11 protein-coding genes are annotated in these 13,535 nt (G+C 58.1%); 4 read left to right on the top strand and 7 right to left on the bottom strand.

What is annotated here, in order from left to right; genetic code table 11:
* Nucleotides 1–5: 5 nt before the first annotated feature.
* The 4 genes from Q3Y58_RS10620 to Q3Y58_RS10605 form a co-directional block, all read right to left on the bottom strand.
* Complete coding sequence (locus Q3Y58_RS10620; RefSeq protein ID WP_274218468.1) at nucleotides 6–542, bottom strand: winged helix DNA-binding protein; 537 nt, start codon at nucleotides 540–542, stop codon at nucleotides 6–8.
* Between the two features lie 17 nt (nucleotides 543–559).
* Nucleotides 560–1,864, bottom strand: a complete 1,305-nt coding sequence (locus tag Q3Y58_RS10615) for a TRAP transporter large permease (RefSeq protein WP_319622205.1) — start codon at nucleotides 1,862–1,864, stop codon at nucleotides 560–562.
* Nucleotides 1,864–2,421, bottom strand: a complete 558-nt coding sequence (locus Q3Y58_RS10610; RefSeq protein ID WP_274218466.1) for a TRAP transporter small permease — start codon at nucleotides 2,419–2,421, stop codon at nucleotides 1,864–1,866. The genes Q3Y58_RS10615 and Q3Y58_RS10610 overlap by 1 nt, the downstream gene beginning before the upstream one ends.
* A gap of 67 nt (nucleotides 2,422–2,488) precedes the next feature.
* Nucleotides 2,489–3,487 carry a TRAP transporter substrate-binding protein gene (locus Q3Y58_RS10605; RefSeq protein WP_319622204.1) on the bottom strand — a complete coding sequence of 333 codons (999 nt, stop codon included), beginning with the start codon at nucleotides 3,485–3,487 and terminating at the stop codon, nucleotides 2,489–2,491.
* 455 nt (nucleotides 3,488–3,942) lie between these two features.
* On the opposite strand from Q3Y58_RS10605, the gene Q3Y58_RS10600 reads away from it, so the two are divergent.
* Nucleotides 3,943–7,542 carry a hydantoinase B/oxoprolinase family protein gene (locus Q3Y58_RS10600; RefSeq protein ID WP_319622203.1) on the top strand — a complete coding sequence of 1,200 codons (3,600 nt, stop codon included), beginning with the start codon at nucleotides 3,943–3,945 and terminating at the stop codon, nucleotides 7,540–7,542.
* A gap of 625 nt (nucleotides 7,543–8,167) precedes the next feature.
* Here the strand turns inward: Q3Y58_RS10600 and Q3Y58_RS10595 are convergent.
* A complete protein-coding gene (locus Q3Y58_RS10595) occupies nucleotides 8,168–9,145 on the bottom strand; it encodes a calcium/sodium antiporter (protein WP_319622202.1) in 978 nt (325 codons plus the stop codon).
* A 161-nt stretch (nucleotides 9,146–9,306) separates the two neighbouring features.
* Nucleotides 9,307–10,425, bottom strand: a complete 1,119-nt coding sequence (locus Q3Y58_RS10590; protein WP_319622201.1) for an endonuclease/exonuclease/phosphatase — start codon at nucleotides 10,423–10,425, stop codon at nucleotides 9,307–9,309.
* Nucleotides 10,426–10,703: 278 nt separating this feature from the next.
* Here Q3Y58_RS10590 and Q3Y58_RS10585 point away from each other — a divergent pair, with 278 nt between their 5' ends.
* Together Q3Y58_RS10585 and Q3Y58_RS10580 are read left to right on the top strand one after the other, a co-directional pair.
* Nucleotides 10,704–11,285, top strand: coding sequence for a thioesterase family protein (locus tag Q3Y58_RS10585; RefSeq protein ID WP_274218461.1), 582 nt, complete (start codon nucleotides 10,704–10,706; stop codon nucleotides 11,283–11,285).
* Nucleotides 11,286–11,316: 31 nt separating this feature from the next.
* The gene (locus tag Q3Y58_RS10580) at nucleotides 11,317–11,973 is read left to right on the top strand and encodes a glutathione S-transferase (protein ID WP_319622200.1); all 657 of its coding nucleotides are present in this window, start codon (nucleotides 11,317–11,319) and stop codon (nucleotides 11,971–11,973) included.
* Between the two features lie 21 nt (nucleotides 11,974–11,994).
* Here Q3Y58_RS10580 and Q3Y58_RS10575 read toward each other — a convergent pair whose 3' ends face one another.
* Entirely contained in the window at nucleotides 11,995–12,750 is a 756-nt protein-coding gene (locus Q3Y58_RS10575) for a HugZ family pyridoxamine 5'-phosphate oxidase (protein WP_319622199.1), read from the bottom strand.
* A gap of 258 nt (nucleotides 12,751–13,008) precedes the next feature.
* Between Q3Y58_RS10575 and Q3Y58_RS10570 the strand changes: the two genes are divergently transcribed.
* The gene (locus Q3Y58_RS10570) at nucleotides 13,009–13,491 is read left to right on the top strand and encodes a BA14K family protein (RefSeq protein ID WP_274218458.1); all 483 of its coding nucleotides are present in this window, start codon (nucleotides 13,009–13,011) and stop codon (nucleotides 13,489–13,491) included.
* Nucleotides 13,492–13,535 lie beyond the last annotated feature (44 nt).

Raw genomic sequence — 13,535 nt, 5'->3', positions numbered from 1 at the left:
AAAACCTACATGGCGGTTGCAGAGCGTGCCGCCTGATCATAGTGCCCGGAAACAGAGCGCAAGGTAGCTGCCAGACGCGACAACTCCGCCTCATCCAGCCCCAGCTCTTTCATCGGCTTGATGAGCAACGCTTCACGCAGCTCCTTATAATGCTGGCAAATCTCCTCACCTTTTTCGGTGATGGTCGCCGTCTTTTCCTTGCCGCGCTTTCCGGTGGCAATGAGGCCGGCCTTTTGCAGCTTTTTCAGGGCGTACGCGACAGTGTGCGTGTCTTCAATGTTCAGCACCAGGCAAAGATCGGCCATGGACTTTGAACGCCCCCGGTGATTGACGCTATGCAGAATTAATACATCCAGAGCCGACATTCCCTCGACACCAGCGGCCGCCATACAACGCACCATCCAACGCTGATAGGCATGCACCATCATGGTCACGGCAAACTCGATCTCGGAGAGAGCGGGCATCTCGCCAGAGGCCAGATGGGCAGCCGACACGACTGGGCCGACAGATTTATCCAGCGGGTTCCGAGGCGTGTCGGTCATTGTTCAGGTCCTTTGCATCAGTTGCTCAGCATGGTTTCCGGCAGCCAAAGTGCCAGCCCGGGAAACGCAACAATCAGGAAGACTGCCAGAATCATCAGCATGAAGAACGGCAGGGCCATCCGCGCAACTTTGAAAATGTTGTGCCCCGTCATGCCCTGAAGCACGAACAGATTAAAGCCCACTGGCGGTGTAATCTGGCTCATTTCCACCACTAGCACCAGGTAGATGCCAAACCAGATCAGGTCCAACCCGGCGTTTTCAACCATGGGCAGGATCACGGAGGTGGTCAGAACCACAACGGAAATCCCGTCAAGAAAACATCCAAGCACAACGAAGAACAGAGTGAGCGCAATCAGCAGCACATAAGGTGACAGATCCATGCCGCCGATCCAGCCTGCCAGTTCCCGAGGAATGCCGGTGTAACCCATGGCCACGGTCAGGAACGCCGCTCCCGCCAAAATGAAGGCAATCATGCACGAAGTGCGGGTAGCTCCAAGCAAGGCTTTGGTGAAGCTCTCCCGGTTCAAGGTGCCGGACGCCCAAGACAGGAGCAGAGACAAGACCACCCCGATTGCCGCAGCTTCGGTCGGCGAAGCAAGGCCAGCATAAATGGAACCGATCACACCGACGATCAGCCCAACCACCGGAAGCAGGCGGCGCGTTGCCATCAGGCGCGCGCCAAGCGGCACCCGCTCCTCTTTTTCAGGCATCTTGTCCCGGTTCATGAAGGCCCAGAAAGCCACATATCCCATAAACAAGAGGCAGAGCATGGCACCGGGCAACACCCCGGCCATGAACAGACGGGCGATGGACTGCTCCGTCGCCGCCCCATAAACGATCAGGATAATGGAGGGCGGGATCAGCAAGCCAAGCGTTCCGGATCCGGCAAGCGTTCCAATGGCAATGCGCTCATCATAGCCGCGCTCTCTCAGCTCCGGCAGAGACATCCGGCCGATGGTCGCCGTTGTGGCAGCTGAAGAACCAGATACAGCGGCAAAGATACCGCACCCAAGAATGTTGACGTGCAACAGCCGCCCCGGAAGATTGCGCATCCACGGCGACAGCCCGGCAAACATGTCCTCAGACAACCGCGACCGGAACAGGATCTCCCCCATCCAGATGAACATGGGCAGCGCGGTCAGATCCCATGAATTGGCCGCCCCCCAAACAGTGGTCGCCATCACGGTGCCTGCCGGTACAGAAACGAGCACCATCATGGTAACCAAAGCAACACCAAACAGGGAGGCAGCAACCCAAACCCCGGTTGCAAGAGCGGCCAGCATGCCAAGGCCAAGAAAGAGCGCGACGAACGAAAGATCCATTACTCCGTCCCCTCTACAATGTCGTCAGCATGGCCAGCCTCAAAGCTCGGCGCATCACCGGAAAGCATGGTTACCAGATCATCCAGAAACGCGATGGCAAGAACGCCGATGCCAAATGTCATCACGGCTTGCGGATAAACCAGTGGAATGGGAATGATGCCGAACGACACCTCGTCATAGACATAGCTGTCATAGGCCAGCAGCCCTGCATGCCATGCAAAATAGGTTGCAAGGCAAAACCCAACGAGCAGTGCCCACACATCGAGAAACCGCCCGACTTTCGCTGGCACCGCCTGAATCAAGATCGACACCCGAATGTGGTCGCCGCGGCGCAGTGTGCCGGCAAGCGCAAGAAACGACGCGCCCACCAACATGAAGCCTGCGATTTCGGCCAGAGAGGGCACCAGCAACCCAAGAGGCTCAAGCCCGATGAGCGACCGTCCTCCATCAATCAGCCGTCCGCCGACCTGAAGAACGACAAGTGTTGCAATCCCCACCAAACAGCAGGCAGCAAGGATCGTTGACGCCTGATAAAGCGCGTTTAATGCCTTTCGCATCGGTTCCCCCTAGCGGACTAGATGCTGAAGAAGGAAGCACCGAACCAAAAGCTCGGTGCGCCGTTTCCTATTGATTTTTGTAGGCGTCCAGAATAGCCGCGCCGGCATCTCCGGCTTGCTCTTTCCACTCGGCCGTCATGGTTTCGCCAATCACGGCCAGATCACTAAGGAGCTGTTCACTTGGCGCAACAACGGTGATGCCGTTATCCTGCAAGATTGCGGTTTTGGCTGCTGTTTCCTGCTTGGACGCTTCCCAGCCGCGCTGTTCTGCTGCCGCAGCCGCTTCCAGCACCGCAACCTGTTCTGCTTCGCTCAGACGGTCAAACGCGCGCTGGCTTACGATCACCATGTTCTTCGGCAACCAGGCCTGCGTGTCGTGATAGTGGCTCAGGAAGTCCCAGGCCTTGGAGTTGGCACCCGTTGATGGGGAGGTGATCATCGCCTCAACGCGGCCAGTTGAGAACGCGGTCGGAATGTCCGGCACTTCCACCTGAGTTGGTACTGCACCCGCCAGCTGCGCCATGCGTTCGGTCGCCGCATTGTAGGCACGGAACTTCAGGCCTTTGAGGTCGGAACCCTCACTGATCTCGGTTTTGGCAAAGATACCTTGCGGGGGCCACGGCACGGAAAACAGCAGCTGAAGCCCCTGCTCTTCCAGCTTTTCCTCCATGGCAGAGCGGGAGGCCTGATAAAGCTCCCACGCCTGATCATAGGAGGGCGCGAGGAACGGGACGGAATCCACGCCAAACACGGCATCTTCGTTGGAAAGACGCGAAACCAGCACCTCACCGATCGGGGCCAGCCCCTTTCGAACGGCATTCTTGATTTCCGGATGTTTGAACAATGACCCGGCAGAATGGATCTGGATCGTCAAAGACCCATCGGTCTTTGCGGCAACCTCATCTGCAAACGCCGCAATGTTCTGCGTGTGGAAGTTGCTGTCTCCATACGGCGTCGGCATTTCCCATTTGGTCTGCGCGGAAGCCGAAGTCAGCCCCATAAGGCCGAGTGCAGCAACAGCGGCCAGATGGAATCCAGCCTTGGTGATCGAACGGGTGTGCGGCATGATGTTCTCCTCTTGGAAGCGGCATTTTCCCCAATCATTGCACCTGTGGACCTGTCTTCAGGCTTCTCATGCAAGTGCAATTACGGATCAGCGTAGACCGGAAAAACACATACGGCAACAATTTATCGACAAATTATCAATATCAATATTGATTAGCCTGCTAAAATGAACTGCCAAGCTACTGTTAGATATACCAGTTCCCGGCGCCACCCCCTGTTTGAAACTTTTGCAAAACCAAATGCACCAGTCATACTGATAATTGCCAAGGATCAGAAAAATCCTTCCATTCTGGTCATTTTCGAGCACATCTAATCAACAGGGCCTGAGGCCGAAAATTCGCCAGATCGCAAAAAAACGCGAAAAAGTCATCGACAATTTATCGATAAAATGTCAGCATTGCGGAAAATACATACCCGCCCGCTCAACGCGGCAGCCAAATAGACAGAGGGATGATCATGACAGCCAAATGGGATTTCTGGATAGACCGTGGCGGCACCTTTACCGATATCGTTGCGCGCAAGCCCGACGGCACACTACAGGCCCACAAGGTCCTCTCTGAAAATCCAGAGGCCTATAAGGACGCCGCCATTCAGGGCATTCGCGACCTTATGGGCATCGGCAAGAACGAGCGCATTCCTTCCGAAAACATCGCAACCGTGAAAATGGGCACCACAGTTGCCACCAACGCGCTGCTTGAGCGCAAAGGCGACCGCACGCTGCTGCTCATCTCCCAAGGTTTCCGCGATGCGTTGGAAATCGGCTATCAGGCCCGCCCGGACATTTTCGCCAAGGAAATCATCAAGCCGGAACTTCTCTACGATCAGGTGATCGAGGCAGCAGAGCGTGTGCGCGCCGATGGCACCGTTGAAGTTGCGCCAGATCTTGCCGCGGTCGAAAAAGACCTGCGCGCCGCGTTCGACGACGGCATTCGCTCCATCGCCATCGTTCTCATGCATTCCTATGCATTCCCCGAGCACGAGAAGCAGTTTGCTGAAATCGCCAGGAAGGTCGGCTTTCCGCAAATTTCCGTTTCGCACGAAGTCTCCCCGCTGATGAAACTGGTGGGCCGCGGCGACACCACCGTGGTGGACGCTTATCTCTCGCCAATTCTGCGCCGCTATGTGGAGCAGGTCGCAGGCGAGCTGGACATCCAAAACACAGACTGCCGCCTTATGTTCATGCAGTCCTCCGGCGGTCTCACCGACGCTTCCTTGTTTCAGGGCAAGGACGCCATTCTCTCCGGCCCGGCCGGCGGTGTTGTAGGCGCGGTGGAAACCTCCCGAATGGCGGGCTTTGAAAAGGTCATCGGCTTTGACATGGGCGGCACGTCCACCGACGTCTCCCACTTCGACGGGGAATACGAACGCGCCTTTGAAACCGAAGTGGCCGGTGTGCGCATGCGCGCGCCCATGATGATGATCCACACGGTGGCCGCAGGCGGCGGTTCCATCCTTCACTACAAGGATGGACGCTTTCAGGTCGGCCCAGATTCGGCTGGTGCCAACCCCGGCCCCAAGTGCTACCGACGCGGCGGCCCGCTGACCGTCACCGACGCCAACGTCATGACCGGGAAGCTCAAGGCCTCCTATTTCCCGAAGATCTTCGGTCCCGATCAGAACGAAGCGCTCGATGAAGGCGCGGTTCGCGCCGCGTTTGCCGCCCTTGCCAAGGAGATCGACAATGGCCTTTCAGCCGAACAGGTAGCCGAAGGCTTCCAGAAGATCGCCGTTGAGAACATGGCCAACGCCATCAAGAAGATCTCCGTTCAGCGTGGCTATGACGTCACCGAGTACGCCCTCACCTGCTTTGGCGGCGCGGGCGGTCAGGCCGCCTGTCTGGTCGCCGACAGCCTTGGCATGAAGACGGTGATCGTTCACCCCCTTTCCGGCATTCTGTCCGCTTACGGCATGGGCCTTGCCGACATTCGCGCCACCCGTCAGAAGGCGGTCGTCAAGCCCCTTGAAACCGACCAGCTTGCCGCTCTCACCGCGCTCAAAGACGATCTTGCCGCAGACGCGCGCGCCGAGGTGGAAGGGCAAGGCGTTGCACCCGATGCAATCACCCTGCTGCCACGTGTCCACCTGCGCTACGATGGCACCGACACCCCCTTGCCCGTTGCCATGCTTGATGGCGACCGCGATGGCATGATTGCCGAATTCACCGAAGCGCACAAAAAGCAGTTCGGCTTTGCCTATGAGAACAAGGGCATCGTCGTTGAGGCACTGGAAGTGGAGGCCGTCGGCGGCGGCGCGGGCCTCACCGAACCGGACCTCACCCTTGCCTCCAACTCTCCCGAACCGTCAGAGGCAACCCGCTTCTTCTCCGATGGCGATTGGCAGGCGGCCAATGTTTACAAACGCGACGCTCTCCTTCCCGGCATGACCATTTCCGGACCGGCGCTGATCATGGAACCCCACGCCACTGTGGTGGTGGAGCCGGGCTGGCAAGCTGCCATCAACGCAAAGGATCACATCATCCTCACCCGCGTTGTTCCGCTGCGCCAGACGGAAGCCATCGGCACCACCGCCGATCCGGTCATGCTGGAGGTGTTCAACAACCTTTTCATGTCCATCGCCGAGCAGATGGGCGTGACCCTGCAAAACACCGCTTACTCCGTCAACATCAAGGAGCGGCTGGATTTCTCCTGCGCTGTCTTCGACCAAAACGGCGCGCTTGTGGCCAACGCCCCGCACATGCCCGTACACCTTGGCTCCATGGACCGCTCTGTCGAGGCCGTGATCAAGCTCAACAACGGCCAGATCAAACCGGGTGACGTGTTCGCCCTCAACGCGCCCTATAATGGCGGCACCCACTTGCCGGACATCACTGTGGTCTCCCCGGTCTTTGATGAGAAAGGCAAGGAGATTCTGTTCTGGGCCGCCTCCCGTGGTCACCATGCCGATGTAGGCGGCTCCGCCCCCGGCTCCATGACCCCGCTGGCCACCAAGGTGGATGAAGAGGGTGTCCTCATCGACAACTTCAAGCTGGTCGATCAGGGCACGTTCCAGGAAGACGCGCTGGTCAAGCTCTTGACGGAACACCCGTATCCGGTGCGCAACGTGCACCAGAACGTGGCGGACCTGAAGGCGCAGATCGCCGCCAACGAGAAGGGCGTTCAAGAGCTGCGCAAGATGACCACCCACTTCGGTCTTGAAACCGTTCAGGCCTATATGGGCCACGTTCAGGACAACGCCGAAGAAAGCGTGCGCCGCGTCATCGAGGCCCTGTCAGACAGCGCCTACGAGTACCCGACCGACCAGGGCGCAGTCATCAAGGTCAAGATCACCGTCGACAAGGAAAAGCGTGAAGCCACCGTCGACTTTACCGGCACCAGTGCCATGAAGGAGAACAACTTCAACGCGCCCGAACCGGTGACCCGCGCCGCCGTGCTTTATTGCTTCCGCGTCATGGTGGAAGGTCACATCCCCATGAACGCAGGGTGCCTGCGCCCCATCAACATCATCCTGCCGGAAGGCTGCATGCTGCGCCCGGTTTATCCCGCTGCCGTTGTCGCAGGCAACGTGGAAACCTCCCAGCACGTTACCAACGCGCTGTTTGCCGCTCTTGGCGCCATGGCCAACTCCCAAGGCTCCATGAACAACCTAACCTTCGGCAACGAGACCTATCAGTATTATGAGACACTGTGTTCAGGCTCCCCGGCAGGTCCCGGCTTCAACGGCACGGATGGTGTTCATGTCCACATGACCAACTCCCGCCTGACGGATCCGGAAGTTCTGGAGTTCCGCTATCCGGTGCTGCTGGAAGACTTCCACATCCGCAAAGGGTCTGGCGGCAAGGGCAAGTGGCATGCAGGCGATGGAACCAAACGCACCATCCGCTTCTTGGAGAAAATGGACTGCGCCATCCTCTCCTCGCACCGGACGATCGAGCCGAAAGGCATGGAAGGCGGCGAGAATGGTCAGGTTGGCAGCACACAAGTCCGCCGCCTGAACGGCACCGTCGAAACGCTGAAGGGCTGTGACCAAACAGTACTGGAAGCAGGCGAAGCCGTCACCGTCATCACCCCAACCAGCGGCGGCTGGGGCAAGGCCTAGCAACCATTGGCTCGACAGGTCATGAATGCCCGGAGACACTCCGGGCATTCCCCTCCCCTCTACCGTCATCCCGGACAAGTTGAGCGAACAGCGAAACGAAGATCCGGGATCCAGCGCAAAATGCGCGAGCAACTGCGAGCACAGAACCCTTATCCCTTGCGACCAAACAACCGTCTGGATCCCGCATCAAGTGCGGGATGACCTCCGTTGGGGTGGCAAGCGAAAGCGGCCTCATGACGCGCCAAAAACTCTAGCGCTGACAAAAAGAACCGCCTCTGCGAACTCAAGGCGCTCTGGCAGCACCAGCCTCCAAGAATACCCAGTGAGACCCACTCACCGCCATAGAAGCCCAGAAAGGCCCACGAGCCGCCTAGAAATCCCGGCAAGGCACACTGGCCCCACCTCCCCTTCACCGTCATCCCGGACAAGTGCAGCAAACAGCTGAACGCAGATCCGGGATCCAGCACAAAAAGCGTGAGCAATCGCGAGCCCCAAACCCTCACCCCGCAATAATCAAACAACCGTCTGGATCCCGCATCAAGTGCGGGATGACCTCCATCGGTTCGCTAGGTGAAAGCGGAGGCATACTCCAATCATGACCCTCCGGCCGCCGCCCCCTACACTATCAGGCGAGGCCCAAAGCCGCACGCAGGCCCGGCGTCAATTGCAACGCCAAGTAGCCCCCGTAACAGGCAAGGAAGAACAGACCTTCCCGGCGGCTCACCCGCCACCCGGTTATGCAGGCCACCGCCATGAGCCCAACGGTGCCCACCATCACCCAGATATCGAGCCCGGCAATCTCTGCAGGCACAGGAATTGGAACGACCAGCGCCGTAACCCCGCCAATGCCAAAGATATTGAAAATGTTGCTGCCAATCACGTTGCCAAAGGCGACATCGCTGTGTCCGCGCACAGCCGCCACAATCGATGTCACCAGTTCCGGCAAGGAGGTGCCAATGGCGACCAACGTCAGGCCGATCACCGCATCCGAAACACCAATGCGCTTTGCCACATCCACACTGGAGGAGACCAGCATATCCGCCCCAAAGACAATGCCGCCTACGCCAGCGAAGAAAAGAACCGCGCCCCAGCCAACAGAAAGCTGCGGCTCGGACAGCTCGTCCGCCTCAGCTTCATGCACCGCGCTGGCGGCTGTTTTCGCCCGCCGCTCCACCCAGAAACTGCAGATCGTATAGGCCAGCAACAGGCCAACAAGCACCAACCCCGCAAGGCGAGACAAGGCGCCACTCAACACAACAGCCAGCAAGACAAGACTGGCAAACGCCAGAACAGCCCCGTCGCGGCGGAACGCTTCCCTGTTGACCACCATGGGCATGATGAGCGCAGACGTACCCAAAATAAGCAGCACATTGGTGATGTTGCTGCCCACGATGTTGCCAACAGCAACACCGGGGTAGCCGGCAAACGCGCCCTGAAGGCTGGCGACCAGTTCCGGCATGGAGGTGCCAAAGCCCACAAGCGTCAGGCCAATGAAGAGTTTTGAAACGCCAAGGCGGGTGGCCACAGCCACACTGCCGCGCACCAGTGCTTCGCCGCCCACAAGCAGCAGCACCAGCCCCCCGACCAGTTGAAGAATAACCATTTTGCGAAGACTTTTTAAAAGCGCCTCTTGCGCTTGATGTTAAGACCGCAGCGAACATGGGGAAGCACTCAGGCGCTTACAAGAGATCACCGAATAATTGTGCCATCTAAAAAATTTACGGAACGCCCGAAGCACATCGGGCGCAGGCACAAAAAGCACCGCTATCGGCGTTCAAACACCATGGAGATCGGGCGATGGTCGCTTGTCATGGCATATTTGGGCCGCTGTCCGGTCACCCGGTGATGGACCTCGTGCTCCACCTTGCCGCCCCCACGCGTGGCCTTGAAGGCGAAGGGCACCACCCTCGGATTGCCGGTAAAGCTCTGCGTGAAGAGAATGTGGTCCAGCAAGATATGTGGGTTCCGACCGGGGTCGAGCTTGTCTTGAAAATGGACCGACCAGCGCTCATCCTCTTCCACATCGAACAAGGCATGGTTCAAGAAACGCCGGGCGAAAAACACATCGCCCTGCAGGGCGCCCAACAGGTCGTGATACATGAAGCGCTGCTCGATCCGCTCCTTGCCCGGCCCATCGTTCAGGTCCCCGGTAATGATGATGGGGGCACTCGCATCCGCCTCAAAACGCTGCTCAATGTAGTGGCGTACATCAACGCACTCGGTAGAGATCTTGGTGCGGTCCTTGATCAGCTCTGCTACCAGCTTGGGGTGATCTTCAAAGAAGGCGGCGTCATTCACATCCCCTTCAATGGCCGTGCCGGTGTGCTTGCTCTTCAGGTGCAGACCGATCACCTCGCAAAAGTGACCATCAACCTCCAAGAGCAGCACCTGCGGGTGGCGCCAGTAGCTGTGCTGGTTCTCAATGTCGAAGTGCAGTTCATCCTCTACAAGACGCGGATAGGAGATGGCCCATTTCCCCTCTTTATGCGCACCGCCAGAGTTGGCCTCAGTCATTTGTTGCCAAGCATCAATATGCAGCAAACGGCCGGAGATGGGCGTGCCCTGCTTGATCAGGAACCAGATCCACTGCCGCCCAAATGGGCCTTCAGCCCCCTTTATGCCGTAGGCGTTGGCATCTTCTGTTCCCCGCACCACCAGCGTATAGTCCGGCGCCACCTTGTCAAAAAACGCGTGTGCCCGCGCTTCGCCATTTGGCCCCTCGCAGATTTGCAGCACATCCGCATCAATTTCCGAGATCTCTTCGCGGATCGCGTCAAGCCGCACCAAGGCTTTTCGCTTGACACTTTCGTCTTCGGAAACAACCGCGTCCAACAACTTGTCGGCATTCTCAATGTTCCAGCTGGTCAGTTTGAAGCTTTGCATCACGCCCCCCATCTGCCATCTAGCCTTACACTAGGACCAGCAAATGACGCTTCCCTGACATCCCTGCCCTCAAAATTCAGGGAGCTCGGCGGGCGGCACGCGCAGCTCAAAGCGCAACAACCCAGGCCTTTGTCTGGCAGGGCGCAACGGCGCGGCACAACCAGCCTGCCACCACACTCGGCAGAAACTCAGACCAAGAGGCCGCTTGTGAAAGCGGTGTGTGCATGCCACAAATGCGGATCAATCCTCCCTAGAACTTTGAAAAATAAAGTATCGCCATGCGCCTCTGGTTTCGCCTCGTCCTCTTCTTCCTCCTCACGCCGTTTCGTCCGCGGTTGAAGTCCGGCACGGACCTTTCCACCCTGAACTACCGCGTTCACCTGTCAGACATCGACACCAATGTGCATCTCAACAACGGCCAGTACCTCACCTTCATGGATCTGGGCCGCCTCGACCTCATGGTGCGTACCGGCCTTTGGAAAGCGGTCATGCGTCACAAGTGGATGCCAGTGGTCTCAGGGGCCAAGATCAGGTTTCGCAAGGAAATCCGGCTGTTCGAGCCATTCACGCTGGAAAGCCGCATCGTATACTGGAATGAGGAAACCAGCGTCATCGAGCAGCGGTTTCGGTTCCGCAGCGGCCCCAAGAAAGGCATTCTGGCGGCTAGTGCTTTGGTGCGCGTCGGTCTTTACGACCGCGACGCCCGCAAGTTTGTGCCCATGGCGCAGCTCATGGAGGAAATCGGCATGAACGAACAATCCCCAAGCTTGCAGCCCCACATTGAAGCCTTCTTGAATGCGGAAGGTGAATTACGTACCTATGACAGACAGGAAGCCACAGAACCCATGAAAGCGGCGTAATCAGCGCCGCATCCAAAAGCCAATCTGAGTGATGCCGAGCGAGCCCCTTCTTTATTCTTTCCGCCGCTGCCCTTATGCCATGCGCGCCCGTTTGGCGCTGGTTGCCAGCAACACCACCTGCCAGCTGCGCGAAATCGTTCTGCGGGACAAACCTGCCCACATGTTGGAGATTTCGCCAAAAGGAACTGTACCCGTCATGCAACTGGCAGACGGCACGGTGATCGAGGAAAGCCTCGACATCATGCTGTGGGCGCTGCGCCGCAACGACCCGCAGGGCTGGTTGACGCCGGAGGAAGGGGCGCTGGACGAAATGCTGGCCCTGATTGCGGAGATGGACGGCCCGTTCAAGCACCACCTGGACCGCTACAAATATGCAACCCGCTATGAAGGCGCAGATCCAGACACTCATTATGCCGCTGCCATTCAGGAGCTTGGCAAGTTGGAACAGCGGCTGGAAGCAAACAGCTACCTGTTTGGCAGCAGGCCAGCGCTGGCCGATCAAGCCTTGTTCCCGTTCGTGCGCCAGTTCTGCAACGCTGACAAGGAGCGGTTCACCATCTCCGCCCCCAAGCGGGTGCAACAGTGGCTGGAAGATCGCATGGCCACCCCGGAATTTGCACAGGTCTTCGGCACCAAGTGGAAGCCATGGAAGCCTGAGGACCCGATCACCTACTTCCCCGCCGGTTGAGGACCGGATGCCGGGCCGCGCTCACTCTGTGGCCCGCGCCTTTTGCACCAGCGTGATCAGGGTTGATTTTACCTCATCAGCTGAAATCGGCTCATCAAACCAATATCGGACCACACGCTCGCCAAGCGCCAGATCCATGCCGGACGGGTCAATGCCGGCCAGTCGCCATGGCCCTTCCGCCTGCCCGCAGAGCCGAGTGGCATAAAGACCCACCGCATCCCGATGGTCCTCGTTCATGTGGCGGGTTGCAGCGGCATCCTGCTCGCCAAATCCGTGCAGTATGGTAGTGTCCTCCAGAAGATCCTCTGCACCCAGCTCATAAGCCTTACCAAAACCACCGTTCAATGCAGAACCTTCGACTTTCATGCAAAAGAACGCAAAATCAGCGAAGTCCACATACAGCTCGGCTTTGGGGTGCCGCAAAAGGTAACGCGCCCGCAGCAAATGATGCAGCTCGCTGCCACGATCCACTTGGGCAAAGCGCCCGGACACACTGATGCGCGGATGAGCCAATGGATCGCCCTTCCCCGGTTCACCAAGCAGCAATGCCCCCACCGGATTGGCAGCAAGGTTCTGCGTGTGAGCAGACAAGGTAGAGGTCAGAATGTAAGGCGCACCGCCTACATCTGCGCAGACGCCAACGCGACTTATCCCCGGACCACCAGAGGCCTTGTCCAACAAGGCAAGCGCGCCAAACCGGGCAGTGCGCACCAGCGTTTGCGCCAACCGCCGGGCTTCATTATCGGTCTCGCGGATTACCTCATTCTTTTTCGTCATGGCGCTTTGACTCCCCGTCCCCTGCAGATAAACCTGAATACAATACTCATATATATAGCAGCAAGCCAATCTTCATGATTCTGACCGCATTAACAAAAAAGATCAGCAATTCATCTGAATTAACCCATTGAAATAATTTGCCTTTAGACCTCACATCAAACATGAATGGAATATGAACGCCCCTCTCAGGGATGGTTAAGCGGCACTTTGATTAATTGGGTCTCAACAGAAACGAGTTCGGTTTGAACGGAGAGCCCAATGAAAATCGCAGGTCGCATCCTTTCCATCGTATTGGCAGGCAGCCTGATGGTACCAACAATAGCTCAAGCAGGGCAGTATCAGCGTACCGTTTACAAGAGCACCTATCAGGAAGAAATCATCAAGGTTGGTGGTCGTCACCACGGCCGTCACTACGGTCGCCATCATGGCCGCAAGCACGTGCACCATCACCACCACCATCACAAGCGCAAGGGCATTAGCGGCGGTGAAGCACTGGCCATCGGCGTGATTGGTCTGGCCGCAGGCGCAATCATCGCAGGGGCCGCCAACCAGCCCCGCCATGTTGCACCTCCGCCGGCATATCATCCGCCGCAGCCAGTATACCGCGCACCGGTGCACACTTACCGCCCGCAGCCTTGGACTTCCGAATGGTATTCCTATTGCGCATCCAAGTACCGCAGCTTCAACCCCAGCACCGGTACCTTTACAGCTTACTCAGGGGCAACCCGCTTCTGCCAGTAAGCTTCAGTTCCTGACCTTCTGCAAACTTGCCCCGCACTCCCCCG

The organism is Nesiotobacter zosterae (genome assembly GCF_033843645.1).
Classification (GTDB): Bacteria; Pseudomonadota; Alphaproteobacteria; order Rhizobiales; family Stappiaceae; genus Pseudovibrio; species Pseudovibrio zosterae.
This window is presented reverse-complemented; position numbering and strand designations above follow the sequence as displayed.

Coding starts and splice junctions, on each gene's coding strand:
- Q3Y58_RS10615 (WP_319622205.1), bottom strand. CDS start 1,864: ATGGATCTTTCGTTCGTCGCGCTCTTTCTTGGCCTTGGCATGCTGGCC.
- Q3Y58_RS10590 (WP_319622201.1), bottom strand. CDS start 10,425: ATGCAAAGCTTCAAACTGACCAGCTGGAACATTGAGAATGCCGACAAG.
- Q3Y58_RS10585 (WP_274218461.1), top strand. CDS start 10,704: ATGCGCCTCTGGTTTCGCCTCGTCCTCTTCTTCCTCCTCACGCCGTTT.
- Q3Y58_RS10605 (WP_319622204.1), bottom strand. CDS start 3,487: ATGCCGCACACCCGTTCGATCACCAAGGCTGGATTCCATCTGGCCGCT.
- Q3Y58_RS10580 (WP_319622200.1), top strand. CDS start 11,317: ATGCCGAGCGAGCCCCTTCTTTATTCTTTCCGCCGCTGCCCTTATGCC.
- Q3Y58_RS10620 (WP_274218468.1), bottom strand. CDS start 542: ATGACCGACACGCCTCGGAACCCGCTGGATAAATCTGTCGGCCCAGTC.
- Q3Y58_RS10575 (WP_319622199.1), bottom strand. CDS start 12,750: ATGACGAAAAAGAATGAGGTAATCCGCGAGACCGATAATGAAGCCCGG.
- Q3Y58_RS10595 (WP_319622202.1), bottom strand. CDS start 9,145: ATGGTTATTCTTCAACTGGTCGGGGGGCTGGTGCTGCTGCTTGTGGGC.
- Q3Y58_RS10600 (WP_319622203.1), top strand. CDS start 3,943: ATGACAGCCAAATGGGATTTCTGGATAGACCGTGGCGGCACCTTTACC.
- Q3Y58_RS10610 (WP_274218466.1), bottom strand. CDS start 2,421: ATGCGAAAGGCATTAAACGCGCTTTATCAGGCGTCAACGATCCTTGCT.
- Q3Y58_RS10570 (WP_274218458.1), top strand. CDS start 13,009: ATGAAAATCGCAGGTCGCATCCTTTCCATCGTATTGGCAGGCAGCCTG.